Below are 24983 nucleotides of genomic sequence, written 5' to 3' on the forward strand. Positions count from 1 at the left end.
CGGCCTTTCCTTGTCCGCCATCGCCGGCGCCGCACGCCGGCCGCGTTGTTTGCATGCAAGCCGAACGCCGGTTTCCCGGCAGGGTGCCGCCGCGCCCGCCACCGGCTACAATTTCGCCGTTTTGTCCCGCTGGAGCCTCCCATGACCGCCGCCAACGCGCCCTATCGCCGCATCCTCCTCAAACTCAGCGGCGAGGCGCTGATGGGCAATGCGGATTACGGCATCGATCCCGAGGTGCTGGTGCGCCTGGCTCGCGAAATCATCGAGCTGCAGGACGATGGCATCGAAGTCGGCCTGGTGATCGGTGGCGGCAACATCTTCCGCGGCGCCGGCCTGGCCTCGTCCGGCATGGACCGCGTCACCGGCGACCACATGGGCATGCTGGCCACCGTGATCAACGCCTTGGCGATGCAGGATGCGCTGGAACAGCTGGGTGCCAGCGTGCGCGTCATGAGCGCGATCAAGATCAACGCCGTGTGCGAGGACTACATCCGGCGCCGCGCGATCCGGCATCTGGAAAAGGGCCGCATCGTGCTGTTCGCCGCCGGCACCGGCAACCCGTTCTTCACCACCGATTCGGCCGCCGCTCTGCGGGCGGTGGAAATCGGCGCCGACCTGCTGCTCAAGGCCACCAAGGTCGACGGCGTGTACGACGCCGACCCGAAGAAGAAGAAGGACGCACGCCGCTTCGAAACGCTGTCCTACGACGATGTGATCGCACGTGATCTGCAGGTGATGGACACCGCTGCGATCGCGCTGTGCCGCGATTCCGGCATCCCGCTGCGGATCTACGACATCACCCGCCCGGGCGACCTGAAGCGCATTGTGCAGGGCGCGGCGATCGGCACCCTGGTGCACGGCCGCAACGACTGAAGCACTCTCTTTCCTGCGCCGGCGGCCTGCCGGCGCACCGCGGCATCAGGCCTTGCGCACGAACTCGGATTTGAGCTTCATCGCGCCGATACCGTCGATCTTGCAATCGATATCGTGATCGCCATCCACCAGACGGATGTTGCGCACCTTTGTGCCGACCTTCACCACCTGCGATGAGCCCTTGATCTTCAGATCCTTGATCACGGTCACCGTATCGCCGTCGGCCAGCACGGTGCCGTTCGCATCGCGGATCTCGCGCTCATCTCCACCTGCACCGCTGCTGTCGGCGGGATCCTGTGGCGACCATTCGTGCGCACATTCCGGGCAGATGTACAGACCCCGGTCCTCGTAGGTGTAGACCGAAGCGCATTCTGGGCAGGCGGGCAATTGACTCATGTTGCAGTTCTCGGTGTTCATCAGACGGCACGCCGCGGTGGCGTGAACCGGCCATCGTGCCAGCGCTGCAGCACCGCGTCCACAGCAGGGCTGGAGCCGCTTCGCTGCACTGCGGCGCGGACGATGGCCGCTTTCGCCTATAATTTCCGATTACCCATCCTGCAAAGAGAACGGAATCCGGCCCATGCTCAACGAAATCAAGAATGACACCCAGCAACGCATGGCCAAGTCGATCGACGCGCTTCGCCACGAACTGACCAAGGTGCGCACCGGCCGTGCCAACAGCGCGCTGGTGGACAACCTGAAGGTGGCCTATTACGGCTCGGACATGCCGCTGTCGCAGGTCGCCACGGTGGCGGTCAGCGATGCCCGCACGCTGACCATCACGCCGTGGGAAAAAGGCATGATCGCGGCAGTGGAAAAAGCCATCTATGCCTCCGACCTGGGCCTGACCCCGAACACCGCCGGCACCGTGATCCGCATCAATCTGCCAGCACTGACCGAAGAGCGCCGCCGCGAACTGGGCAAGCACGTGCATGGCGAAGGTGAAAACACCAAGGTCGCGATCCGCAACGTGCGCCGCGACGCCATCCAGCAGATCAAGGAACTGCAGAAAGCCAAATCGATCAGCGAAGACGACGAGCGCCGTGCCGAGGAGGAAATCCAGAAGCTGACCGACCGCTTCGTCAAGGAAGTCGACGGCGTGGTCAAGGCCAAGGAAGACGAGCTGATGGCGGTGTGATGGTCCGGGAATAGGGAATGGAGAATGGGGAATCGCCCCATCGCCTTCCTCATTTCACTGCTTGCCCAAAGGTGCCTGGACTGCTCTTGAACGACTCCCCACTCCCGACTCCCGATTCCCCCACCCCGCGCCATATCGCGATCATCATGGACGGCAACGGGCGCTGGGCCAAGGCACGCCATCGCCCGCGCAGCATCGGTCATCGCGCCGGTGCACGTGCGGTCAACATCTGCATCGATGCCTGCCTTGAGAAAGGTGTCCAGGCGCTGACGCTGTTCGCTTTCTCCAGCGAAAACTGGCGCCGCCCGGCCGAGGAAGTCGGGGCGTTGATGCAGCTGTTCCTGCGTGCACTGGATCGCGAAGTGGATGAACTGCACCGTCGCGGCGTGCGTATCCGCTTCATCGGCGAGCGCAGCGCGTTCAGCCCGGATATCCAGACCCGCATGGCCCGCGCCGAGACCCTGACCGCCGGCAACCGGCAACTGACGCTGTGCATCGCAGCCAACTATGGCGGGCGCTGGGACATCGTGCAGGCCGCGCGCGCTGCGGCGCACGAGGTGCTGGCCGGTCGTCTGGCACCCGACGACATCGACGAAGCCCGGCTGGGCTCGTTCTTCAGCCTGCATGATCTGCCCGAACCGGATCTTTTCATCCGCACCGGCGGTGATTTGCGGATCAGCAATTTCCTGCTCTGGCAGCTGGCGTACTGCGAGCTGTATTTCACCGAGGTCCTGTGGCCGGATTTCGACCGTGCCGCCCTGCATCTGGCACTGAAGGACTTCGCCCGGCGCGAACGCCGCTTCGGCATGATCTCCGAGCAACTGGCACAGGAATCTCCTGCATGAAACAACGCGTGATCACGGCGCTGCTGCTGGCGCCGGTGGTACTGGCCTGCATCCTGTGGCTGCCGCCGGCGGTGCTGATGGCACTGATCGCCGCAGCGCTGCTGGGCGGGTTGTGGGAATGGACCCGGCTGGTCGGCATCACCAGTCCGACCGGGCGCGCGCTGATCCTGCTTGCGCATGCCGCCGCGATGGCCTGGCTGGCCTGGTATGGCTGGAAGGAACTGTTCCCATGGGTGGTGCTGACCGGTGTGGCCTGGTGGCTGGCGGCGCTGGCGTGGTTGCGCAGGCCCGCATTCGGCAAGGCCGATACCGTGGGCAACCGCAGCCTCAAGCTGGGCGTGGGCGCGCTGCTGACGATCCCGGCCTGGTGCGCGTTCGCGCTGCTGCACGATGATGGCGCGCTGTGGGCACTGCATGGCCTGCTGCTGGTATGGGCCGCGGACACCTTCGCGTATTTTTCCGGAAGGCGTTTCGGTGGCGCGAAACTGGCGCCTTCGATCAGCCCGGGCAAGACCTGGGCCGGTTTCTGGGGCGGCCTGTTCGGCGTGGTAGTGCTGTCGATGCTGATGGCGCCGTTGCTGGGCGTGGTGCTGCCGCAACTGCCCACCCTGATCGCGGTCAGCCTGATCGCCGGGCTGGCATCGGTGCTGGGCGACCTGTTCGAAAGCCTGATCAAGCGCCAGGCCGGGGCCAAGGATTCCGGTTCGCTGCTGCCTGGCCATGGCGGTGTGCTTGACCGCATCGACAGCCTGCTGGCGGCGCTGCCGGTGTTCGCCACCTTCAAGGCATGGTTCGGGCTGTGAGACAGATTGCGGTCCTCGGGGCCACCGGCTCGATCGGCAGCAGCACCCTGGATGTCGTCGCACGCCATCCGGCGCGCTTCCGCGCCAGCGTGCTGAGTGCGCATGACAATGTGGAAGAACTGGTCGCGCTGTGCCTGCGTTTCCGGCCGGACATCGCGATCATCGCCAACGAGGCGCATTACGCCGCCTTGCGGGACAAGCTGGCGGATGCCGGACTGGACACCCGCGCAATGGCGGGCGCGCAGGCACTGGCCGATGTCGCAGGTTCGGATGCCTGCGATACCGTGGTCGCGGCCATCGTCGGCGCCGCCGGACTGGGTTCCACGCTGGCGGCAGCAAAAGCCGGCAAGCGCATCCTGCTGGCCAACAAGGAAGCCATCGTCGTGGCCGGCGCGCTGCTGATGCAGGCGGTGGCCGAATCCGGTGCACAACTGCTGCCGGTGGACAGCGAGCACAACGCAATCTACCAGTGCCTGCCCTGCCCGGCCGGCGAAACCGCCATCGGCGCCGCCGCGCGGCCGGGCGTGCGGCGCATCGTGCTGACCGCCTCGGGCGGGCCGTTCCGGGGATGGAGCCGGACGCAGCTGGAAGGCATCACGCCCGAACAGGCCTGCGCGCACCCGAACTGGCGCATGGGCCGCAAGATTTCGGTCGATTCGGCCACCTTGATGAACAAGGGGCTGGAGGTGATCGAGGCACACTGGCTGTTCGATGCCGCACCCGAGACCATCGACGTGGTGGTGCATCCGCAAAGCATCGTGCATTCGCTGGTGGACTATGTGGACGGCTCCACCCTCGCCCAGCTCGGCAACCCGGACATGCGCACCGCGCTGGCCTATGGCCTGGCCTGGCCGGAACGGATCGAGGCCGGCGTGCCGGCGCTGGATCTTGCCGCGATCGGGCGGCTGGATTTCCAGCCTCCGGACGAGTCCGCCTTCCCCTGCCTGCGTCTGGCCCGACAGGCGCTGATCGCAGGCCCGGCCGCCACCACCGTGCTCAACGCCGCCAACGAAGTCGCGGTTTCAGCCTTTCTTCAGGGCCGGTTGCGTTTCCTTGGGATTCCCGCCGTGTTGGAGTCCACGCTGGCACAATTGCAGGAACGCGGCCACGGCGATCTGGCTTTCCTGCTGGACCTGGATGCACGCGCCCGCCGGTTGGCGGACGAATTGACACGTAGCGAGGCATAGCACGGATGTTCCAGTACGCAGGTTGGATCTGGTGGCTGATCGTCAGCCTCGGCATCCTCGTTACATTCCACGAGTTCGGCCATTACTGGGTCGCACGGCGCTGCGGGGTCAAGGTGCTGCGCTTCTCGGTCGGCTTCGGCCGCCCGATTTTCCGTCGTGTCGGCCGCGACGGTACCGAGTACGTGATCGGCTGGATTCCGCTGGGCGGCTATGTGCGGATGCTGGACGAGCGCGAGGCCGATGTACCGCCGGTGCTGCTCGACCAGGCCTTCAACCGCAAGAGCGTCTACCAGCGTTTTGCCATCGTCGCGGCCGGGCCGCTGTTCAACCTGATCCTGTGCGTGGCCTTCCTGTGGGCCATGTTCGTGATCGGCAAGGCTGATTTCCAGCCATTGGTCGGCCAGGTGCAGGGTGTGGCGGCACAAGCCGACCTGCGCCCGGACGACCGCATCCTGGCGATCGACGGCGAGCGCATGGATACCTGGACGCACGCCCAGATCGCGCTGGCCACGGCCGCGATCGACCGCCGTCCGGTCACGCTGGACGTCATGCGCGGCAACGGCGACAGCGCGCAGTTGAAGATGGACCTGGGCGGTTTCACCGAGGCACCCGCACCGGGCCGCGCGCTGCGCGAGATCGGCATCGTGCCGCGCCAGTTCCTGCTCGACCCGGTGGTCGGCGGCGTCGCACCGGACAGCGCTGCGGCGCAGGCCGGCCTGCGTGGCGGCGACCGCCTGGTATCGATTGGCGGCCAGTCCTTGCGCAGCTGGGACCAGATCGGCCCGCAGGTGCAGGTCCAGGCCGGCGAAAACGCGCCACTGCTGGTGCTCTACGAACGCGACGGCCAACGCCACGAAGCCCGCATCCAGCCGCAACTGGACAGCAGCGGCGAACAGCCGCGCTGGCTGCTGGGTATTTCCGCACCGGCGATGAGCGCCGAACATGACGCTCTGCTGCGCTTCGGCCCGCTGCAGGCGCTCGGCGCCGCGTTCGAGGAAACCGGCCGTCTGGCCAGCGCCACGCTGGGCATCATCTGGCGCATGGTGCGCGGCGCGGTATCGCTGGACAACATCAACGGGCCGATCACCATCGCGCAGTACGCCAATGCCTCGGCGCAGATGGGCCTGGCCTGGTTCCTGTCCTTCCTGGCGATGCTGAGCCTGAGCCTGTGCATCATGAATCTGCTGCCGATCCCGATCTTGGACGGCGGTCACCTCCTGTATTACCTTATCGAAATGATCAAGGGCAGTCCGGTCAGCGAACGTACAATGATCGCCGGCCAGTTCGTGGGCATGGTCCTGCTGGCAGGGCTCATGGGCCTGGCGTTCTACAACGACATCCTGCACCTGGTGTCGTCCTGATCCGCTGCGTGGCGCCGACGAGCCGATGAATCCCCTGCCCGAAGACCATTCCCCATGATCCTCGCCCATTGCCCCGCGTTCGTGGCACATTCGCCGCGGCGCGTTGTTCCTTGCCTTTCTGCCCACCACGTGCAGCGCTACGGCGCCGCCTTTTTCCGGATGTCATGATGAAGCGTATCGCCATCGTCCCGCTGCTCACCTCACTGGCGCTTGCTTCGCCGCTCCACGCGCAGAGCCTGGAACCGTTCACCATCAGCGATATCCGCGTCGATGGCCTGCAACGCATCTCGGCCGGCACGGTGTTCACCTACCTGCCGCTGCAGCGCGGCGACGAAGTCGACCAGGCCACGGCGGCCCGTGCCATCCGCGCCCTGTTCCGCACCGGCTTCTTCAACGATGTGAAGCTGGAGCGGCAGAACGACATCCTCGTGGTGACCGTGACCGAACGTCCGGCGATCAACAAGATCACGCTGATCGGCAACAAGGACATCAAGAGCGAGGAGCTGACCCGCAACCTGAAGGAAATCGGCCTGGCCGAAGGCGAAACCTTCGACCGCCTGCAACTGGACCGCGTGGTGCAGGAACTCACCCGCGCCTACAACAACCGCGGCAAGTACAACGTCTCGATCCAGCCCTCGGTCTCGCCACTGGACCGCAACCGCGTCGATATCCAGATCGACATCAAGGAAGGCAAGGCCGCCAAGATCCGCCACATCAACATCGTCGGCAACGAGACCTTCGAGCAGAAGGAACTGCGCAAGGGCTGGGAATCGGACGAGAGCAACTGGTTGTCCTGGTACCGGCGCGACGACCAGTATTCGCGCGAAAAGCTCTCCGGCGACCTGGAAACCCTGAATTCCTATTACCTGGATCGCGGCTATGTCGATTTCGACATCGAATCCAGCCAGGTCTCGATCAGCCCGGACCGGCGCGATGTCTATCTGACCACCAACGTGCGCGAAGGCGAGGTCTATTCGATCTCCGAGGCCATCGTCACCGGTGACACGGTGATCCCGGTCGAGGAAATGGAGCGCCTGGTGCTGGTCCGTCCCGGCATGACCTTCTCGCGCCGCCTGCTGGAAATCACCGCGGACAACATGATGGCGCTGCTGGGCAACATCGGCTACGCCTTCGCCAACGTCACCCCGGTGCCGGAAGTTGACCGCGAGGGGCGCACCGTCAAGATCAATTTCTTCGTTGAACCGGGCAAGCGCGTGCAGGTGCGCCAGGTGCAGTTCAAGGGCAATACCCGCACCGCCGACGAGGTGCTGCGGCGCGAGATGCGCCAGTTCGAAGGCAGCTGGTACTCGCAGGCCGCGATCGACCGCTCCAAGATCCGCCTGAACCGGCTGGGCTTCTTCAGCGATGTGGAAATCGAAACCCCGGCCGTTCCCGGCACCGACGACCAGGTCGATGTGATCTTCAACGTCACCGAAACCACGTCGGGCAACTTCATGATCGGCCTGGGCTATTCGCAGCTGGCCGGTCTGATCACCTCGTTGTCGGTGTCGCAGAACAACTTCCTGGGCACGGGCAACCGGGTCGGCGTGGCGGTGCAGAACAACGACTATTCCAAGCGCTTCGACGTCAGCTACTTCGATCCCTACTTCACCCGCGACGGCATCTCGGTCGGCTACAACCTGTCCTACAGCGAGTCGGACTACAGCGACTTCAACATCGCCAGCTACTACGCCGACAGCGGCATGGCGCGCGCGGTGTTCGGCCTGCCGCTGACCGAAACCGATACCGTGGGCCTGAGCTTCGGCATCGACTTCAACACCATCACGCCGGCCTGGGGAGTCACGCCGCAGCCGATCATCGACTATATCGATGCGCTCGACCGCCGCACCTTCAACGCCTGGCGCAGCGAGTTGTCCTGGGCACGCGACTCGCGCAACGCTTACTGGAACCCGACCCGCGGCTCGTACCAGCGCGTGGCCGCCGAGCTGACCCTGCCCGGTTCCACGGTCGAGTACTACAAGCTCAACTACCAATACGCGCGCTACTGGCCGGTGCATCGCGCCCTGGTGCTGCTGACCAATTTCGAGCTGGGCTACGGCGACAGCTACGGCGACCGGGTCACGCGTGAAATCTACGACGAGGACGGCAATCTGGTGCGCACCGTGGTGGCAGACGGCCTGCCGTTCTTCGAGAATTTCTACGCTGGCGGTGTGCGCTCGATCCGTGGTTTCGAGGACAACACCCTCGGCCCGTATGCCACCAGCGCGCTGAGCAACTATCGCCAGGCACTGGGCGGTGCGCTGAAGACCACCGGCACGATCGAGGCCATCTTTCCGACCCTGTTCGACACCGACCAGACCCGCCTGTCGGCCTTCCTGGATTTCGGCAACGTCTACCGCGATGCCGACGATTTCGAGTTCCGCGAATACCGCGCCTCGGTCGGTGTCTCGCTGCAGTGGCAGGCCCCGGTCGGCCCGATCGTGTTGAACCTGGCCTACCCGTTCCTGACCGATCGCGACGACCGGACCGAACGCCTGCAATTCTCGTTCGGCACCCAGTTCTGAGCCGCGGAGGCGACCGGGAGTCCCGTGCATGCCAGCATCCGCCCTCACACGAGCACTCCAGCGGTACCGGCCGATCTCGGTGCTGGTGCTGTTGCTGTGCGTGTGCCTGATGGCGCCTGCGGCGCAGGCCCAGGGCAGCACCCGGATCGGCTACGTCGACATGCAGCGGCTGCTGAGCCAGGCCCCGCAGATCCTGGAGGCGCGCAGCCGGCTGCAGCGTGAGTTCGACGCACGTGACGCCGACCTGCGCGTGGACAACGCGCGCCTGGCCGAACTGGAACAGCGCATCGAACGCAGCAGCGATAGCGACGAACAGGCCACACTCACCCGCCAGGCCGACTCGTTGCGCCGCTCGATCGAACGCACCCGCCAGCGCCTGCGCGAGGAACTGGCCAGCCGTGTCGACGAGGAAACCGACAACGCCTGGCCGGCGATCAACGACGCCATCGCCGAACATGGCCGCGAACAGGGCTACGACCTGATCCTGACCAGCCCGGTGGCCTACGTCAGCGGCCGTATCGACCTGACCGACGACATCCTGGCCCGGCTGCGCCGCCAACAGGCCCCGGGACGCTGACATGACGCATACCGTTTTCACCCTCAAGGCCCTGGCCGAACGCTTCGACCTGCAAGTACACGGCGATCCGCAGCACGCGGTACACGGCGTGGCAACGCTGGCCAATGCCGGCCCGCAGCATCTGGGCTTTCTTGCCAACCCACGTTATCGGCGCGAACTGGCGCACTGCGCCGCTGGCGCCCTGGTGCTGCGCGCCGAGGATGCCGGGCACTGGAGCGGCAACGCGCTGCTGGCGCGCGATCCCTATACCGCGTTCGCACGCATCGCCGAGCTGTTCGAACCGCGCGAAGCCTTTGTCGCAGGCATCCATCCCAGCGCCGTGATCGCGCCCGATGCGCAGATCGCCACCGACGCCAGTATCGGCCCGCATGTCAGCATCGGCGCGCGCAGCCGGATCCACGCCGGCGCGCGCATCGGCCCGGGATGCAGCATCGGCGAGGACTGCGAAGTTGGCGCAGATTGCGAACTGGTAGCGCGTGTCACGCTGGTGAAGCGCGTGCGGCTGGGGCGGCGTGTGCGTATTCATCCGGGCGCGGTGCTGGGCGCCGACGGTTTCGGCCTGGCCATGCACGAAGGCCGCTGGATCAAGGTGCCGCAACTGGGCGGCGTGCGCATCGGCGACGACTGCGAAATCGGCGCCAACACCACCATCGACCGGGGCGCGCTGGATGACACCGTGCTGGAAGAGGATGTGCGCCTGGACAACCAGATCCAGATCGCCCACAACGTGGTGGTCGGCGCACATACCGCGATGGCCGGCTGCGTCGCGGTGGCCGGCTCGGCCCGGATCGGGCGCTATTGCCTGATCGGCGGCGGTGCCGGGGTTGCCGGGCATCTCGCGATCGCCGACAAGGTCACGGTGCAGGCGATGAGCCTGGTGACCCAGTCCATCACACAACCCGGCGTCTACAGCGCCACGATTCCGGCACGTGAAGCCCGCAGCTGGCACCGCACCCTGGCACGCCTCAATCGTCTCGACCGTTCCGCCCGCCGCAGCCGCGACAGCAACAGCGACTGATCCGTTCGGACACGGCGCGCGGCATCGCCACCACACGCCACCGCGGCTTGCAGCAGACAATACGACAACACGGGTTTGGAAGCCGATGCGGGTGCATGCGATCATGCGCGGCCCGCCCGGCCGGCTGTCCGGGCCCGCGCCAAGGAGTTTCCATTTGACCACCCAGACCGCTCCGGCCGTCGACCTGCCCGTCGATGTCAACCGCATCAATGCCTTGCTGCCGCACCGCTATCCGTTCCTGCTGGTGGACCGCATCACCGCGCTGGTTCCGCACCAGCGTCTGACCGCGCTCAAGAACGTTTCGATCAACGAGCCGTTCTTCCAGGGCCACTTTCCCGGCCACCCGGTAATGCCCGGCGTGCTGATCATCGAAGCGATGGCGCAGGCCTGCGGTCTGCTGACGCGCCTATCGGAAAATCCGGACAACACCCAGGAGCCGAATCCGTCCTATCTGGTCAAGGTCGACAAGGCGCGTTTCTCGCGCATGGTCGGCCCCGGCGACCAGCTGGTGCTGGAAGTGGAACAGAAGCGCATGCTGCGCCGCATGGGCCTGTACGCCTGCCGCGCGCTGGTCGACGGCGAAGAAGCCGCCTGCGCCGAGATCCTCTGCGCCGAACGGAATTCCTGATGTCCAGCGCCACGCTGATCCATCCCAGTGCCCATGTCGATCCGGCCGCGCGGCTGGGCCAGGGCGTGCAGGTCGGGCCGTTCTGCTGGATCGGCCCGGATGTGGAAATCGGCGACGGCACCCGTTTCGGGCCGCACTGCAGCGTGCAGGGCCCGACCCGGATCGGTTCGGGCAACGTGTTCCACGGCCATGCCGCGATCGGCGGCGAGCCGCAGGACAAGAAATACCGCGGCGAGCGGGTCGAACTGGTGATCGGTGACGACAACATGGTGCGCGAGTTCGTCACGCTCAACCGCGGCACCGGCGATGGCAGCGGCATCACCCGCGTCGGGCACCGCAACTGGCTGCTGGCCTATTGCCATATCGCGCACGATTGCGTGGTCGGCAACGACTGCATTTTTTCCAACAACGCCACACTGGCCGGACATGTGCACATCGGCAACCAGGTGATCCTCAGCGGCTTTGTGGGCGTGCACCAGTTCTGCCGCATCGGCGACCACGCCTTCATCGGCATGGGGGCGCTGGTCAACGGCGATGTGCCGCCGTTCCTGATGGTGGCGCAGGACTCCTACGCGCGCCCGCGCGGGATCAATACCGAGGGCCTGAAGCGGCGCGGCTTCGAACCGGATCGCATCGCCGCGATCAAGCGCGCCTACCGTGCGCTGTACATGGGCGAGGCCAAACTGGAACATGCCAAGACGGAACTGGCCCGCATGGCCAGCAACAGCACCGATGTGCAATCGATGCTGGATTTCATCGCCGGCAGCGAACGCCCGTTGCTGCGTTGACGGCCGGAATCGGGGATCCGCGAATGGAGACTCGGACACGCGCGCCTCGCATTGCCCTGTGCGCGGGAGAAGCCTCCGGCGACTTGCTGGGTGCGGAATTGATCGCACGTCTGCGTGAACGTTTTCCCGATGCGGTCTTTGCCGGCATCGGCGGGCCGAAAATGCGCGCCGAAGGCCTGGATGCCTGGCACGACTGTTCCGAACTGGCCGTGATGGGGCTGGCCGAAGTGCTGGCCCACCTGCCGCGCCTGCTCAAACTGCGCAAGGGTTTCCGGCAGCGCCTGCTGGACTGGCAGCCGGACGTGTTCATCGGCATCGACGCACCCGACTTCAACCTGCCGGTGGAACGCTGGCTCAAACAGCGCGGCCTGCGCACCGTGCACTACGTCAGCCCGTCGGTCTGGGCCTGGCGCGCCGGGCGCGCCGCGAAGATCGGCCGGAGCGCGGACCGGGTGCTGTGCCTGTTTCCGATGGAACCGCCGATCTATGCCCGCCACGGTGTGGATGCGCGCTTTGTCGGCCATCCGATGGCCGATGCGATGCCGATGCAGCCGGATCGCGTCGCCGCGCGCAACGCGCTCGGATTGCGCACGGATGTTCCCGTGCTAGCGCTGCTGCCCGGCAGCAGGCTGGGCGAAATCCGGCGCCTGCTGCCGGAGTTCCTGGCCGCGCTGCCGCATATCGCCCAAGCCATGCCGGCACTGGAAGTGGTACTGCCCGCCGCCAATGCCGCCTGCCGCGAAGAGATCAGCCGCGCACTGGAACAATCCCCGTCACCAGTGCCGCTGCACCTGATCGACGGACGTGCCGGCGAAGCGATGATCGCCGCCGACGTGGTGCTGCTGGCCTCGGGCACCGCAACGCTGGAAGCGATGCTGGCCAAGCGCCCGATGGTCGTGGCCTACCGCATTTCCGGCCTGACCTACGCCATCGTCAAGGGTTTGGGCCTGCTGAAAACTGCGCGCTACAGCCTGCCCAACGCGCTGGCCGGTGAAGAAGTGGTGCCGGAACTGATGCAGCACGACTGCACCCCCGAAAAAATCGCCGCCGCCGTGCTGGACTGGTTCACCCGCCCTGCCCGCATCGCCGAGCTGGAGCCGCGCTTTGCCGCGATCCACGCGCAATTGCGCTGCGATGCATCCGCCCGCGCCACCGACGCGATTACCGGCCTGCTGGATGAATGAGTCCGCGCTGATCACCGGTGTCGATGAAGCCGGACGCGGTCCGCTGGCCGGCCCGCTGGTGGTCGCGGCAGTGATCCTCGACCCTTCCCGCCCCATCGACGGCATCGGTGACTCCAAGGCGCTGACTGAACGCCGTCGCGAAACGCTGTTTCCGCTAATCCGCGAACAGGCGCTGGCCTTCCACATCTGCGTGGTGGAGGTGGCACTGATCGACGAGATCAATATTTTCCAGGCCACGATGCACGGCATGCGCGAATGCGTGCGTGGGCTTGCCGTTTCACCAGCACTGGCACGCATCGACGGCAACCGCATTCCACCCGACCTGCCTTGCGCCGCCGAAGCCTGGGTCGGCGGCGATGCCCGCGATGCCGCCATCGGCGCCGCCTCGATCCTGGCCAAGGTCACGCGCGACCGCATGATGCTGGAACTGCATCAGCGTTTCCCGCACTACGGCTTCGATCGCCACAAGGGCTATCCCACCGCCCAACACCTGGCTGCCTTGCGCGAACACGGCCCCTGCCCCGACCACCGCCGCAGCTTCGCACCGGTGAAGCTGGCCTGCGAACGCGATCTGTTCGGAGCGTAAAAGCCGCAACCCGGGCACGGCTTTCCTTTTCATCTACGAAAAGCTGGGGAATATGCCGGGCACGCCGCACGGAACCTCGTGCCAGCCGCCTATCGGGCACCCCTGCGCCCCGAAACAGCCTGATTTCATCCATTTCATGCCGCACTGCACAATCGGCCCGCAGACTGATAGCATCGGGCCTCACTTCCCGCAACAGGCAACGCGCCGCCATGTGTTCGATCCTCGGCATCCTCGACATCACATCCGACCCGGCCGCGCTGCGCGCCCAAGCGTTGGAGCAATCGCGCCTGATGCGCCACCGCGGCCCGGACTGGTCCGGCGTCTACGACGATGCGCGCGCGATCCTGGTTCATGAGCGCCTGGCCATCGTCGGTGTGGACAGTGGCGCCCAGCCCTTGCGCAGCGCCGACGGAGCCCTCGCACTGGCGGTCAATGGCGAGATCTACAACCACCGCACGCTCCGCGCCGAACACGAGTCCTCTTACGATTTCCAGACCCATTCGGACTGTGAAGTGATCCTGCCGCTGTACCGTGCCGGCAGCGACGCCGAAGCGATCGGCCGATGGCTGAACCGCCTTGAAGGCATGTTCGCCTTTGTGCTGCGCGATGCCGCGCATGACCGCTGGCTGGTGGCGCGCGACCCGATCGGCATCATCCCGCTGTACTGCGGCCACGACGCACAGGGCAATTTCCACGTCGCCTCCGAACTGAAGGCGCTGGCGCAGTTTTGCCGCGATGCAAAAGAATTTCCGCCGGGGCATTTCTGGCTCAGCGGCGAAGCCGGACCGCGCCCCTACTACAACCCGGGCTGGCGCAACTACGCCAGCGTGGCCGGCGCCGACTCGGACCGCGGCGCGCTGCGCCATGCGCTGGAAGCAGCGGTGCGCAGCCACATGATGAGCGACGTGCCCTACGGCGTGCTGCTGTCCGGCGGGCTGGATTCCTCGCTGGTGGCGGCGATTGCCAAGAAGTACGCCGCCCGGCGCGTGGACGAAGACGGCAGGACCGAAGCCTGGTGGCCGCAGTTGCACAGCTTCGCCATCGGCCTGGCCGATTCGCCCGACCTGAAAGCCGCACGCGAAGTGGCCGCGCATATCGGCACCGTGCACCACGAACTGCATTTCACCGTGCAGGAAGGCATCGACGCGCTGTCGGACGTGATCTACCACCTGGAAACCTACGACGTCACCACGATCCGCGCCTCCACCCCGATGTACCTGATGGCGCGCCGCATCCGCGCGATGGGCATCAAGATGGTGCTTTCCGGTGAGGGCTCGGATGAGCTGTTCGGCGGCTATCTGTATTTCCACAAGGCACCCAGCGCGCAGGCGCTGCACGAGGAAACCGTGCGCAAGCTTGACGACCTGCACCTGTTCGACTGCCTGCGCGCCAACAAGTCGATGTCGGCCTGGGGCGTGGAAGCGCGTGTGCCCTATCTGGACCGGGGTTTCATCGATGCGGCGATGTCGCTGGACCCGGAAGTGAAGCTGTCCGGCAAGCAGCGCGGGCGCATCGAAAAGCAGTTCCTGCGCGAAGCCTTCGCCGGCTATCTGCCCGATTCGGTACTGTGGCGGCAGAAGGAGCAGTTCTCCGATGGTGTGGGCTATTCCTGGATCGATTCGCTCAAGGCCCACGCCGAACAGCAGGTCAGCGATCAGGAACTGGAAAGCGCCCGTTTCCGCTTCCCGCACAACACCCCGCTGACCAAGGAAGCGTACTTCTACCGCAGCCTGTTCGAGCGCCACTTCCCGCAGCCGTTCGCGGCCGAGTGCGTACCCGGCGGCCCGTCCGTGGCCTGCTCCACCGCCACCGCGCTGGACTGGGATCCGAGCCTGAAAAACGTCGTGGATCCGTCCGGCCGCGCCGTGCAGTCGGTCCACAACGACGCGTATTGACGCAGGAATCTTGAGGCAGGAATCCGCACCGATCGCCGATGCTCCGGTGGATGTCAGCTGTCCAGGTTGGCCGCCGTTGCTGGCGCAGCATCCGGTGCCATTTCCAGCACCCGACGCAGTCGCAGCGCCACTGCATCAAGCTGTTCGCGCGCGGGCGGCTGCGCGCAGTGTGCCGGCAAGGTCCACGAAAAGCCGTCGCCGGCATGGCGCGGACTGACATGCAGATGCGCGTGAAACACCGTCTGCCCGGCGGCCTCGCCATTACACATCATCAGATTGAAGCCTTCGCCGCCCAGCCCGGCGGGAAAGAACGCCGCCGCCACCTTCTGCGCCACCTGCATCATCCGCGCCGCCGTGGCCGGCGGCATGTCCAGCAGGTTGTCGGCATGGGCATTGGGCACCACCAGCACATGCCCCGCGTTGACTGGCTCAATCGTCATGAAGGCCGAACACAGCTCGTCGCGATGCACGAAACTGGCTTCTGCGCGACCATCCAGGATCGCGCAGAAGATGCAGCCCGCCTCCGGGTTTCCGGACACAGGTCGGGCCTGCGCTGGCCCTGGCTCAGACAAGGAACAGGTAATAGCCTGCCGCACCGGCTGCGGCCAGCGCCGCGACCGTGGCGGCAATCCAGCCGATCGCCGAACCGGTCTTTTCGTTTGCCACCGGCTCCTGCTCCTTGGCCAGGCGCGAGACCTGCGGAATCTCCGCACCGGGCGCCACCAGCAGGAAGCGGATATTGTCCAGGCGCAGCTCCTCGCCCGGCTTCAGCAAGCCCTGCTGCACCCGCTTGCCATTGATGAAGGTGCCGTTGGACGAGCCCAGATCCTCAACCTGAAGGCCCTCCGGCACCGGCCGCACCTGCGCATGGCGGCGCGAAATTTCCTCGCTCGGCACCGCGATGTCGCAATCGGACTGGCGCCCGATGACCTGCTGCGCCATGACCGGATAGGTCTTGCCGAAAGCCGCCCCGGATACACCGCGCAGCACGAAGCGCGGCACTGCCACCCGCACCCGCGTGGCGCTGATGTCATCGACCGGCTGCGGACGCGGCGGCGCGGCGGCAAGGCCGGCCTTCTCCACTTCCACTACGCGCGCCTGCACGCTGCCGAACGTCACCAGATCACCAGCCCGCAACGAGCCGGTGCCGTGGTCGGCCAATGGCTGGCCATTGACGCTGATGCTGGCCTCCGGCGCCAGCGCACGCACCGTGACCTCCTCGCCCTGGCGCACCAGTTCGGCGTGCCGCTCCAGCACATCGGACGCGGTCAGGACCACCGCAAGGCCGGCCGCACTACCCACCTCCTGGCTGCCCGCTCCGAGCAGCACCTGGGGGTGTTCACCATTGGGGAAAAACAGTTTCATCCGGAACCCTTCATTCGATTTGCCGCACGACACGAAAGCCGATGGTATTGAATCCGGTGTCTGCCGGGAAGGACTGCGCCCCGCCATCACCGCGTGGCGAGTGCCAGCTGGCGCCCACCACGATGCGTTCGCGGCAGGCACCGCCGACGCAATCGGCACTCCATTCACGCACATTGCCGCCCAGATCGCGCAGGCCGCCGCGTCCGGCGCGGAAGGCGCTCACCGGCGAGGTGGCAGCGTGGCCGTCATTGCAGGCCAGCGCGTCACGCCCGCCGAACTGCGCGCGGTAGGCCGCATCACGCACATTGGCGGTGCAGTCATCGGCGAAACCAACCCCGGCTGCGAGCAGTTCGGCGCTGGCCGGCACCCGGTAGACCTTGCCACTGCCCTGCGACAGCCAGCGCGCGTAGTCATCGGCCATCGCGGCGCTGACGCAGACGACCGGGTGGTTGTCGGCCTGGCTGAAACCGGGTGAAAGGAAGGTATGGCTGCGGCTGCGGAACAGCGATTCCCGGTCACGGCAGCTTGGCAGGCTGGCACCGAAGCGCTGCTCGCCGGCAGCCGCCCAATAACGCTGGAACTGCGCACGGGTGACCGGCGTGCGGCTGAAGGCCAGCTTCCCGACCACAACCATTTCCGGCCCGCGCCGGGCGCCGCTGCCGTCATGGAAGGCGAAGCCGCTGCGGCCGATATTGCGTGCGCGCGCCAGTGCGCTTTCCAACGCCGCTTCGCCTGGCTCCATGCTCAGCGCGCGCTCGTACAACAGTACCGCGCGTTCCCGCTCCCAACCCTGTACCGCCGCTTCGGCCTGCTCCACCAGTTCGGCTACCCGGGTCTTGCGGCGCTCGACCGCGCCGGCTTCGACACCCGGCACTTGGTGCTGTTTTCCCAGTTCCTCGGCACGTTGCAGATAGCCCAGCCACATCGAGGGATCGTCATCGCCGGCATGTTCGTCGGCCAGCAGCAGATAGGCGCCGGCGACCCGTTCGATACCGGCGCGGGCATCGGTATTGCCGGGCTCGAAACGCTGCACCAGCAGATAGCGCTCCAGCGCATTGCGTCCCGGCGGCGAGGTGTAACGGCGCGCGGCCAGATCCTGGCGCGCCTGCTGCAGCAGTGTTTCGACCGGGTCCTGGACACCATGCATCGCGGAGGCATCCAGCCCGACGTCATCGTCGCTGGCGGAAACACGTTCCGCCTCGACGGCGTTCAAGGTCACGTTCTCCACGCCGCTGTCCATTGCGCCTGCGGGCACGGCTCCGGCAGCCGCATCCGTCGCCAGCGGCGCCGCTGCCTGGCGTTCCCACGGCTTCCATGCAAACAGGCCGAGCACCAGCAGCAGCCCCAGCACCCCGGCAGCCGGGCCCAGCCACGCCGGTTGTGCATCGCTGGCATCCTGCTCCTCATCGCTCGGCACCAGGGCCTGCGAAGCTACAGCTCCGGGTGACAACGCCGGAGTCATCTTCGCCGGATCAGCCGCATCATCCGGATCCGGGAAGCTGACAACATGGTCAACCGCCGGAATCTCCGTGCTGGTGATCGGCCTGGGCGGTTTTGCCACCGGCGCGCGCGGGGCGAACGCGATACCGCGCAGTGCCTCGATGAACTGGCCGCACTCCTGAAAACGCTCGGCCGGATCCTTGGCCATGCAGCGGTCGATCAGCGGCTGCCATTTGGCCAGTGGTTCAGGCAGCGGCGGCACCGGATCGTGCACATGCGAATAGGCCACCGCAAAGCCGTCCTCGCCTTCGAACGGCGGTTTGCCGGTCAGCGCCTCGTAGCACAGCACACCCAGGCTGTAGATGTCCGAACGCGGATCGACTTCGGAGCCGCGCGCCTGTTCCGGACTCATGTAATGGCTGGTGCCCACCGACAGGCCCGAGGCGGTGATGCGCGAAGTCAGCGCCATCGCACGGGCAATGCCGAAATCGGTCAGATAAGGCTTGTCGTCACTGTCGAACAGGATGTTGGCCGGCGTCACATCGCGATGCACATAGCCGCGCGCATGCGCATAGGCCAGCGCATCGGCCACCGCCGACAGTACCCGCACCAGCTCGGCTTCGCCCACCCCTCGTTGCAGGCGCTGGAAAAAGTCGCCATTTTCCAGCAGCTGCATCGAGAAATAATGCTTGCCGGATGGCGTCACGCCCACGTCGTAAACCGGCACCACATGGGGATGGCTGAGTGAAGCCAGCATCCGGGCTTCCTGCAGGAAACGCTGGGCATTGGCCGGATCCGCCGCCAGCGCCGGGATCAGCACCTTCAGCGCGACCTCGCGGTGCAGCATGTCCTGGCGCGCGCGGTAGACCGTGGCCATGCCGCCACGTCCGATCACACCCATCACGCTGTAGCCGGGAAAATCCAGTACGCCTTCCATTCCTCTCGCCCGAGTCATGCCGCCGAACGGCCTGCGCCCACAATGCCCGACCTTGCGCCGATTGTATCCCGTGCCCACCGGCCTGCCAGCATCGACGTCTGTGCCATTGCCTGTTGCGCCGTCCGCCCCCATGCTTGGTCATCGCGTGGAGGACGGATGTGGACATGTTGTCGGCAATCATTGCGCTGGCCATCTTCGGCAGCATCGCCCTGGGCTGGATGAGCGCGCGCGCTGCCAGTGAACTGGCATCGCACTATGGCCGTCGCGCCTGCGAGGAAAGCCGGGTGCAGTGGCTGGACCATACGGTGATGCTGGAACGGATCAGCCTGCGCCGCGCCGCCGATGGCTGGATCCGGCCGCTGCGGCGCTATCGTTTCGATTTCTCCACCAATGGCCACGATCGGCATCGGGGACACCTGGAACTGCATGGACGCGAACTGCGCTGGATCCACATGCCGCCGCCACCCGAAGCGGTGGAACCGGTCGCTCCCCCGCCGCCGGTCACGCTCTGGTTGCCGAAAGGCTGAATCGCGCTGCTGCCGGCAGCAGCGTGGTGCTTCCATTCAAGACAATCTGAGCGACTCCCGCCACACCTGGCGTGCTGTCACTTGACCACGCGCAGATGCGCTCCACGGCGCGCGGCAGGTTCCTGCGGCGCGGGTGGATCGGATTCGGGCGGCGGTTCGACGCCTTCGCCATCGGCCGATTCGGGCGGCATCATCATGCCCTGCCCGGTTTCCTGCGCGTAGATCGCCTGCACTGCCGTGACCGGAAACTCCACCAGTTGGCTGACACCGCCGAAACGTGCCAGAAAATGGATGCTCTGGTTGCCCAGTTCCAGCTGTGACACCGCACGCGCCGCGACATTGAGTACCACCTTGCCGTCACGCACCGCACTGGTCGGCACCTGTACCCCGGGCGAATCGGCGTCCACCAGCAGATACGGCGTCAGACCGTTGTCGCCGATCCACTCGTACATCGCGCGAATCAGGTAGGGACGGTTGGAGGTCATCTGGATCGCCGCTCCACTCATGCCGGCAATTCACCCAGTGCGCGCTCTTCGGCGGTCAGGCTGCGGGCGAAACCGGGATTGCGGAAAATACGCTGCCCGTACTCCTCGATCACTTTGGCGTCCTTTGGCAAGGAAATCCCCAGCGCCGGCAGGCGCCAGACAATAGGGGCCATCGCACAGTCGGCCAGGCTCATTTCCTGATTCAGGAAGAAGCGCGAGGCCTTGAACAACGGCAGCGAGGCCAGCAGCAGATCCTTCAAATGTTTGCGACCGGCATCGGCCTGGTTCTTGGCGCCATGCTGGATGGCCTGGATCTGCGGCACCCATTCGTGCTCGATGCGCAACATCGCCAGGCGCAGGCGCGCACGCGAGAGCGGATCGATCGGCATCAGTGGCGGGTGGGGATAACGTTCATCGAGGAATTCGGACACCACCGAGGCCGCGTACAGCACCAGATCACGGTCCACCAGCGTTGGCACCGAATGGTAGGGGTTGAGTTCGATCAGTTCATCGGGCGGGCTGGAGGGGTCAACGGGCACCATTTCATAGTTGACCCCCTTGGCTGCCAGCACCAGCCGGACCCGGTGACACACCACGCAGTCACGCGCGGAGAACAGGGTCAGGGTATTGCGCGTTCGCGGACTCGCTGCCACCACCATATATCGCCTCCCGGCTCCGGATGATCAGGTCGGCAAGCAGATTCCCGTTGCGGCAACGGGAACCCTGCCGTCAGTGCACGTCCTTCCAGTATTCCTGCTTCAGCAGCCACGCCAGCAGCGTGAACACGGACAGGAACAGGATAACCCACACCCCGAGCGAGCGACGCTTGGCCGCTGAGGGTTCGGCAACATAATTGAGGAAATTGGTCAAATCGCGCACGGTGCGGTCGAATTCGGCCTGGCTCTGCGTGCCGGCCGAAGCCACTTCCAGCCGTTCAACCTGGCCGTTGCCATCGAGAATCGGACGCTGCACGCCCTGCATCTCCCACAGCACGTTCGGCATGCTGGCACCGGGCAGCACGGTGTTGTTCCAGCCGCTGGGGCGCGATTCGTCGACGTAGAACGATTTCAGGAAGGTGTAGGTCCAGTCGGCGCCGCCCAGTTTGGCGCGCGCCACCAGCGAAAGGTCCGGCGGTGCGGTGCCGAACCATTTTTCGCCGTCTTCCGGCTTCATCGCCGACAGCATCGGCTCGCCGTAATTGGCACCGGTGAATACCAGATTCTGCATCACCTCTTCTTCACTCAGCCCCAGATCCTCGGCCATGCGCGAATAGCGCTGGAATCCGAGCGAATGACAGCCGGCGCAGTAGTTCATGAACAATGCCGCGCCGCGCTGCATCGAGGCGGTGTCGTTCGGGTTGATCTGGCTGGACTGCAGCGCGCCGCCGGAGGCCGCCAGGGCCAGTGCGGGCGAAAATGCCAGCAGGAATGCAATCAGTCGCTTAGTCATGCTCGGGCACCCGCTGCGGAACCGGCCTGGTCGCGTCGATACGCGTCCAGATCGGCATGGTGATGAAGAAGGCAAAGTAGTAGAAGGTGAAGATCCGCGCAGCCCAGGTCTGCGCCGTGCTGCCGGACTGCAGGCCCAGCCAGCCCAGGCAGACGAACGCGACCACGAAAATCGCGATGAGGATCTTCGTCAGCCAGCCACGGTAGCGGATCGAGCGCACCGGGCTGCGGTCCAGCCACGGCAGGAAGATCAGGATGATGACCGCACCACCCATCGTCGCCACGCCCAGCAGCTTGTCCGGGATCGCGCGCAACATCGCGTAATACGGCGTGAAGTACCACACCGGCTTGATGTGCTCGGGCGTCACCAGCGGGTTGGCCTCGACGAAGTTGTCATGCTCCAGGAACAGGCCACCCAGGGTCGGCTCGAAGAACAGGATGAAGGCGCACACGATCAGGAAGAAACCGACGTAGAACGTGTCCTTCACCGTGTAGTACGGATGGAACGGCACGCCATCGGCCGGTGCGTTGGCCGACCAGCGGTTGCCCTTCGGGCTCTTCTTGATGTCGATGCCTTCGGGGTTGTTGGAACCCACTTCGTGCAGCGCGAACAGGTGCAGCGCAACCAGCAGCAGGATCACCAGCGGCAGCGCGATCACATGCAGTGCGAAGAAACGGTTCAGCGTGGCATCGGAAACCAGATAGTCGCCACGGATCCACTCGGTCAGCTCCGGCCCGATCACCGGCACCGCGCCGAACAGGTTGATGATCACCTGCGCGCCCCAGTAGCTCATCTGGCCCCACGGCAGCACATAGCCGAAGAAGGCCTCGGCCATCAGCGCAAGGAAGATGAACATGCCCAGCACCCAGACCAGCTCGCGCGGTTTCTGGTAGCTGCCGTAGATCAGACCACGGAACATGTGCAGATAGACCACGATGAAGAACATCGAGGCGCCGGTGCTGTGCATGTAGCGGATCAGCCAGCCCCACTCCACGTCGCGCATGATGTATTCGACGCTGGCAAACGCCTCGGCGGCACTGGGCTTGTAGTTCATCGTCAGCCAGATGCCGGTGACGATCTGGTTGACCAGCACAACGGTGGCCAGGATGCCGAAGATGTACCAGATGTTGAAGTTCTTCGGCGCGTAATACTCGGACATGTGCTTCCGGTAGAACGGCATGAAGCCCGGAGCGCGCTCATTGAACCAGTCGACGGCGCCATTGGCGGCCCGCACGAGAATATTGCTCATCACGCGGTTCCTTCTTCAGGATTGACGCCGATCTGGATGTGGTTGTCGTCCAGGTAACGGTGTGGCGGCACGGCCAGGTTGGTCGGTGCCGGCACACCCTCATAAACGCGTCCGGCCATGTCGAAGCGCGAGTTGTGGCACGGGCAGTAGAAACCGCCCTGCCATTCGGAATCGAACGGCTCGGGGATCATTTCCGGACGGAACGTCGGCGAGCAGCCCAGATGGGTGCAGGTGCCGACCAGGACCAGCAGATCCGGTTTGATCGAGCGGTGCTCGTTGCGCGCGTATTCGGGCTGCTGCTCGGGATTGTCCGAATCCGGATCCCGCAAGCGGCTGGCCTGGGTCGGCAGCGTGGCCAGCATCTCCGGCGTGCGCCGGATGATCCACACCGGCTGGCCGCGCCACTGCAGCACGATGCGCTGGCCCGGTTCGAGCCGGCTGATGTCCTCGGTCACCGGCGCACCGGCCACCTGCGCCCGGGCACTGGGCTTGAGGGTCTTGAGGAACGGGATTGCAGCCACTGCTGCACCTGCGCCTCCCACCACCACGGTTGTGGCGGTGAGGAATCGGCGACGGCCAGTATTGACGCCTTGGTCAGCCATTCGGCTCTCCACAGTCACGCTGAAGTTGGATTCCGGATGACAGCCATGGCGATTGGGGTGGCTCACGGCTGCCGCAAAGCAACTTAGTTTAACGGAAGGTTCAGACCGGCCACAACGCTTGCCGGCCGCGTGCGACAATTCCGGCCCCTGCCTGCCGCACCCGGTCTGTCATTTTGCCCAGCAAACGCCTGCCTTTTGCCCGCTTCCTGCTGCAATCCGTGCTGCTGGGGCTGGCGGCCGCCTTCATCATCGGACTGCTGGTTCCCGAAGCCGGGCCATGGCTGCGCGCGCGGCTGGGCTTGACCGGCGTGGCGGGCCAACCCAGTCAAAACGTCCCGGCCCAACACCCGCCCGCGGCGCCGCACTCCTATGCCGATGCGGTGCAGCGCGCGGCGCCCTCGGTCGTCAGTGTCTACGTCAACAAGGTCATCACCGAGCGTCCGATCCTGCTGCCCAATCCGACGATGCAGCGTTTTTCCGGCATCACCCTGGGCCTGCCACGGCAGCGTCTGCAACGCGCGCAGGGTTCGGGCGTGCTGGTGTCTCCGGACGGCTACATCCTGACCAACCACCATGTCGTGGCCGGCGCCAACGAGATCCAGATCGTGCTGTGGGACGGGCGGGTCACTGCGGCCACCATCGTCGGCAGCGATCGCGATACCGACCTTGCGGTGCTGAAGATCGACGGCAATCACCTGCCAGCGATGGCGCTGGACCATGAAATCCCGCTGCGTGTGGGCGACGTGGTGCTGGCGATCGGCAATCCGTTCGGGCTGAGCCAGACCGTGACCCAGGGCATCGTGTCCGGGCTGGCGCGCAGCCAGGCGTTGCTGGGCGGCCCGGAAAACGCGCAATCGTTTCCGGCGGTGGACTTCATCCAGACCGACGCCGCGATCAATGCCGGCAACTCCGGCGGCGCATTGGTCGATGCCCAGGGCCGGCTGATCGGCATCAACACCTTCGTGCTCGGGCGCATGAGTATGGACGCTGAAGGCATCGGCTTCGCGATCCCGGCCGCGACGGCACGTGCAGTGCTGGCGCAGATCGTCGAACACGGCATCGTGGTGCGCGGCTGGCTTGGCGCCGAGTACAGCGATGCGCCGGCCGGCAGCGGCAATCTGCCCCCGGAAATCTCGCACGGCGTGGTGCTGACCGGCCTTTACGCCAACGGCCCGGCGGCGCAGGCCGGATTGCGCCCGGGCGATGTGCTGCTGAGCCTGGACGGAGTCGACATCATTGACCAGTTCGATCTGCGCAGCCGCGAAACCGCCGCCGCGCCCGGCACCGAAGTGACACTGGCCGGGCTGCGCGCAGGGGTGCCATTTGAATTGCGCCTCCAGCTGGCACAACGGCCGGCTTCACGGCCGGGGTGAGTTGCTGCAACCAGATTCAGAAGGCGTAGCGGCAGCGCAGGATTCGCACGAACCGGCTGGGACCCGGACTGCGCTGAGGTTCCCCGCAGCAACGACTGCCGGCTCATCTGCTCCGCTGCGTCCGATTCCCGCCGCATCGCCTGAACGG

At 65.8% G+C, this 24983-nt stretch carries 25 protein-coding genes; 16 read left to right on the forward strand and 9 right to left on the reverse strand.

Annotation, left to right across the window (positions count from 1 at the left end; translation table 11 throughout):
• Window positions 1-141: 141 nt before the first annotated feature.
• Window positions 142-873: a UMP kinase gene (pyrH, locus tag WDB66_RS07025; RefSeq protein ID WP_339397832.1), complete on the forward strand. Its 732-nt coding sequence runs from the start codon at window positions 142-144 to the stop codon at window positions 871-873.
• Between the two features lie 45 nt (window positions 874-918).
• Here pyrH and WDB66_RS07030 read toward each other — a convergent pair whose 3' ends face one another.
• Entirely contained in the window at window positions 919-1269 is a 351-nt protein-coding gene (locus tag WDB66_RS07030; RefSeq protein ID WP_339397833.1) for a zinc ribbon domain-containing protein YjdM, read from the reverse strand.
• 184 nt (window positions 1270-1453) lie between these two features.
• Between WDB66_RS07030 and frr the strand changes: the two genes are divergently transcribed.
• From frr to asnB, 13 genes are all read left to right on the forward strand, one after another.
• Window positions 1454-2011 carry a ribosome recycling factor gene (gene frr, locus WDB66_RS07035; protein WP_339397834.1) on the forward strand — a complete coding sequence of 186 codons (558 nt, stop codon included), beginning with the start codon at window positions 1454-1456 and terminating at the stop codon, window positions 2009-2011.
• A gap of 86 nt (window positions 2012-2097) precedes the next feature.
• Entirely contained in the window at window positions 2098-2856 is a 759-nt protein-coding gene (gene uppS / locus WDB66_RS07040; protein ID WP_339397835.1) for a polyprenyl diphosphate synthase, read from the forward strand.
• A complete protein-coding gene (locus tag WDB66_RS07045; protein ID WP_339397836.1) occupies window positions 2853-3659 on the forward strand; it encodes a phosphatidate cytidylyltransferase in 807 nt (268 codons plus the stop codon). Before uppS ends, WDB66_RS07045 begins: the two co-directional genes overlap by 4 nt.
• Window positions 3644-4846, forward strand: a complete 1203-nt coding sequence (locus tag WDB66_RS07050) for a 1-deoxy-D-xylulose-5-phosphate reductoisomerase (RefSeq protein ID WP_339397837.1) — start codon at window positions 3644-3646, stop codon at window positions 4844-4846. The genes WDB66_RS07045 and WDB66_RS07050 overlap by 16 nt, the downstream gene beginning before the upstream one ends.
• Before the next feature lie 5 nt (window positions 4847-4851).
• Window positions 4852-6207, forward strand: coding sequence for an RIP metalloprotease RseP (rseP, locus tag WDB66_RS07055; protein ID WP_339397838.1), 1356 nt, complete (start codon window positions 4852-4854; stop codon window positions 6205-6207).
• Window positions 6208-6374: 167 nt separating this feature from the next.
• Window positions 6375-8732, forward strand: coding sequence for an outer membrane protein assembly factor BamA (gene bamA, locus WDB66_RS07060; RefSeq protein WP_339397839.1), 2358 nt, complete (start codon window positions 6375-6377; stop codon window positions 8730-8732).
• 28 nt (window positions 8733-8760) lie between these two features.
• Complete coding sequence (locus tag WDB66_RS07065) at window positions 8761-9309, forward strand: OmpH/Skp family outer membrane protein (protein WP_339397840.1); 549 nt, start codon at window positions 8761-8763, stop codon at window positions 9307-9309.
• 1 nt (window position 9310) lies between these two features.
• A complete protein-coding gene (lpxD, locus tag WDB66_RS07070; protein ID WP_339397841.1) occupies window positions 9311-10327 on the forward strand; it encodes a UDP-3-O-(3-hydroxymyristoyl)glucosamine N-acyltransferase in 1017 nt (338 codons plus the stop codon).
• Window positions 10328-10481: 154 nt separating this feature from the next.
• The gene (fabZ, locus tag WDB66_RS07075; protein WP_339397842.1) at window positions 10482-10955 is read left to right on the forward strand and encodes a 3-hydroxyacyl-ACP dehydratase FabZ; all 474 of its coding nucleotides are present in this window, start codon (window positions 10482-10484) and stop codon (window positions 10953-10955) included.
• Window positions 10955-11743: an acyl-ACP--UDP-N-acetylglucosamine O-acyltransferase gene (gene lpxA / locus WDB66_RS07080; protein ID WP_487931473.1), complete on the forward strand. Its 789-nt coding sequence runs from the start codon at window positions 10955-10957 to the stop codon at window positions 11741-11743. Before fabZ ends, lpxA begins: the two co-directional genes overlap by 1 nt.
• A 23-nt stretch (window positions 11744-11766) precedes the next feature.
• Entirely contained in the window at window positions 11767-12927 is a 1161-nt protein-coding gene (gene lpxB, locus WDB66_RS07085) for a lipid-A-disaccharide synthase (protein WP_339397843.1), read from the forward strand.
• Window positions 12878-13513 (forward strand): ribonuclease HII, encoded by a 636-nt coding sequence (gene rnhB / locus WDB66_RS07090; RefSeq protein ID WP_489670835.1) that lies wholly within the window; start codon window positions 12878-12880, stop codon window positions 13511-13513. The genes lpxB and rnhB overlap by 50 nt, the downstream gene beginning before the upstream one ends.
• A gap of 209 nt (window positions 13514-13722) precedes the next feature.
• Window positions 13723-15408 carry an asparagine synthase B gene (gene asnB, locus WDB66_RS07095; protein ID WP_339397845.1) on the forward strand — a complete coding sequence of 562 codons (1686 nt, stop codon included), beginning with the start codon at window positions 13723-13725 and terminating at the stop codon, window positions 15406-15408.
• A gap of 53 nt (window positions 15409-15461) precedes the next feature.
• On the opposite strand, the gene WDB66_RS07100 is transcribed toward asnB, so the two are convergent.
• From WDB66_RS07100 to WDB66_RS07110, 3 genes are read right to left on the reverse strand one after another with little or no spacing between them, the layout of a single operon-like run.
• Window positions 15462-15947, reverse strand: coding sequence for an HIT family protein (locus WDB66_RS07100; protein WP_339397846.1), 486 nt, complete (start codon window positions 15945-15947; stop codon window positions 15462-15464).
• 25 nt (window positions 15948-15972) lie between these two features.
• Window positions 15973-16773: an FHA domain-containing protein gene (locus tag WDB66_RS07105; RefSeq protein ID WP_339397847.1), complete on the reverse strand. Its 801-nt coding sequence runs from the start codon at window positions 16771-16773 to the stop codon at window positions 15973-15975.
• 10 nt (window positions 16774-16783) lie between these two features.
• Window positions 16784-19150, reverse strand: a complete 2367-nt coding sequence (locus WDB66_RS07110) for a bifunctional serine/threonine-protein kinase/formylglycine-generating enzyme family protein (RefSeq protein WP_339397848.1) — start codon at window positions 19148-19150, stop codon at window positions 16784-16786.
• A gap of 164 nt (window positions 19151-19314) precedes the next feature.
• Between WDB66_RS07110 and WDB66_RS07115 the strand changes: the two genes are divergently transcribed.
• A complete protein-coding gene (locus tag WDB66_RS07115; RefSeq protein ID WP_339397849.1) occupies window positions 19315-19677 on the forward strand; it encodes a DUF3301 domain-containing protein in 363 nt (120 codons plus the stop codon).
• Window positions 19678-19754: 77 nt separating this feature from the next.
• Here WDB66_RS07115 and WDB66_RS07120 read toward each other — a convergent pair whose 3' ends face one another.
• The 5 genes from WDB66_RS07120 to petA form a co-directional block, all read right to left on the reverse strand.
• Window positions 19755-20183 (reverse strand): ClpXP protease specificity-enhancing factor, encoded by a 429-nt coding sequence (locus WDB66_RS07120; RefSeq protein ID WP_339397850.1) that lies wholly within the window; start codon window positions 20181-20183, stop codon window positions 19755-19757.
• Window positions 20180-20815, reverse strand: a complete 636-nt coding sequence (locus WDB66_RS07125) for a glutathione S-transferase N-terminal domain-containing protein (RefSeq protein WP_339397976.1) — start codon at window positions 20813-20815, stop codon at window positions 20180-20182. The genes WDB66_RS07120 and WDB66_RS07125 overlap by 4 nt, the downstream gene beginning before the upstream one ends.
• A 76-nt stretch (window positions 20816-20891) precedes the next feature.
• The gene (locus WDB66_RS07130) at window positions 20892-21611 is read right to left on the reverse strand and encodes a cytochrome c1 (protein ID WP_339397851.1); all 720 of its coding nucleotides are present in this window, start codon (window positions 21609-21611) and stop codon (window positions 20892-20894) included.
• The gene (locus WDB66_RS07135; protein ID WP_339397852.1) at window positions 21604-22860 is read right to left on the reverse strand and encodes a cytochrome b; all 1257 of its coding nucleotides are present in this window, start codon (window positions 22858-22860) and stop codon (window positions 21604-21606) included. Before WDB66_RS07135 ends, WDB66_RS07130 begins: the two co-directional genes overlap by 8 nt.
• Window positions 22860-23462 carry a ubiquinol-cytochrome c reductase iron-sulfur subunit gene (gene petA / locus WDB66_RS07140; RefSeq protein ID WP_339397853.1) on the reverse strand — a complete coding sequence of 201 codons (603 nt, stop codon included), beginning with the start codon at window positions 23460-23462 and terminating at the stop codon, window positions 22860-22862. Before petA ends, WDB66_RS07135 begins: the two co-directional genes overlap by 1 nt.
• A 173-nt stretch (window positions 23463-23635) precedes the next feature.
• Here petA and WDB66_RS07145 point away from each other — a divergent pair, with 173 nt between their 5' ends.
• Window positions 23636-24835 (forward strand): S1C family serine protease, encoded by a 1200-nt coding sequence (locus WDB66_RS07145; RefSeq protein WP_339397854.1) that lies wholly within the window; start codon window positions 23636-23638, stop codon window positions 24833-24835.
• Window positions 24836-24983: the final 148 nt, after the last annotated feature.

Origin of the sequence: Denitratimonas organivorans (assembly GCF_037478135.1) — a bacterium.
Lineage (GTDB): Bacteria > Pseudomonadota > Gammaproteobacteria > Xanthomonadales > Xanthomonadaceae > Denitratimonas.

Excerpts from the sequence above, each read along its gene's own strand:
- WDB66_RS07115 (WP_339397849.1), top strand. The coding sequence starts at position 19,315 with ATGTTGTCGGCAATCATTGCGCTGGCCATCTTCGGCAGCATCGCCCTG.
- WDB66_RS07105 (WP_339397847.1), bottom strand. The coding sequence starts at position 16,773 with ATGAAACTGTTTTTCCCCAATGGTGAACACCCCCAGGTGCTGCTCGGA.
- WDB66_RS07050 (WP_339397837.1), top strand. The coding sequence starts at position 3,644 with ATGGTTCGGGCTGTGAGACAGATTGCGGTCCTCGGGGCCACCGGCTCG.
- bamA (WP_339397839.1), top strand. The coding sequence starts at position 6,375 with ATGAAGCGTATCGCCATCGTCCCGCTGCTCACCTCACTGGCGCTTGCT.
- WDB66_RS07045 (WP_339397836.1), top strand. The coding sequence starts at position 2,853 with ATGAAACAACGCGTGATCACGGCGCTGCTGCTGGCGCCGGTGGTACTG.
- frr (WP_339397834.1), top strand. The coding sequence starts at position 1,454 with ATGCTCAACGAAATCAAGAATGACACCCAGCAACGCATGGCCAAGTCG.
- petA (WP_339397853.1), bottom strand. The coding sequence starts at position 23,462 with ATGGCTGACCAAGGCGTCAATACTGGCCGTCGCCGATTCCTCACCGCC.
- WDB66_RS07110 (WP_339397848.1), bottom strand. The coding sequence starts at position 19,150 with ATGGAAGGCGTACTGGATTTTCCCGGCTACAGCGTGATGGGTGTGATC.
- WDB66_RS07120 (WP_339397850.1), bottom strand. The coding sequence starts at position 20,183 with ATGAGTGGAGCGGCGATCCAGATGACCTCCAACCGTCCCTACCTGATT.
- WDB66_RS07135 (WP_339397852.1), bottom strand. The coding sequence starts at position 22,860 with ATGAGCAATATTCTCGTGCGGGCCGCCAATGGCGCCGTCGACTGGTTC.
- pyrH (WP_339397832.1), top strand. The coding sequence starts at position 142 with ATGACCGCCGCCAACGCGCCCTATCGCCGCATCCTCCTCAAACTCAGC.
- rnhB (WP_489670835.1), top strand. The coding sequence starts at position 12,878 with ATGCATCCGCCCGCGCCACCGACGCGATTACCGGCCTGCTGGATGAAT.
- WDB66_RS07130 (WP_339397851.1), bottom strand. The coding sequence starts at position 21,611 with ATGACTAAGCGACTGATTGCATTCCTGCTGGCATTTTCGCCCGCACTG.
- rseP (WP_339397838.1), top strand. The coding sequence starts at position 4,852 with ATGTTCCAGTACGCAGGTTGGATCTGGTGGCTGATCGTCAGCCTCGGC.
- WDB66_RS07030 (WP_339397833.1), bottom strand. The coding sequence starts at position 1,269 with ATGAGTCAATTGCCCGCCTGCCCAGAATGCGCTTCGGTCTACACCTAC.
- asnB (WP_339397845.1), top strand. The coding sequence starts at position 13,723 with ATGTGTTCGATCCTCGGCATCCTCGACATCACATCCGACCCGGCCGCG.
- WDB66_RS07065 (WP_339397840.1), top strand. The coding sequence starts at position 8,761 with ATGCCAGCATCCGCCCTCACACGAGCACTCCAGCGGTACCGGCCGATC.
- lpxD (WP_339397841.1), top strand. The coding sequence starts at position 9,311 with ATGACGCATACCGTTTTCACCCTCAAGGCCCTGGCCGAACGCTTCGAC.
- lpxB (WP_339397843.1), top strand. The coding sequence starts at position 11,767 with ATGGAGACTCGGACACGCGCGCCTCGCATTGCCCTGTGCGCGGGAGAA.
- lpxA (WP_487931473.1), top strand. The coding sequence starts at position 10,955 with ATGTCCAGCGCCACGCTGATCCATCCCAGTGCCCATGTCGATCCGGCC.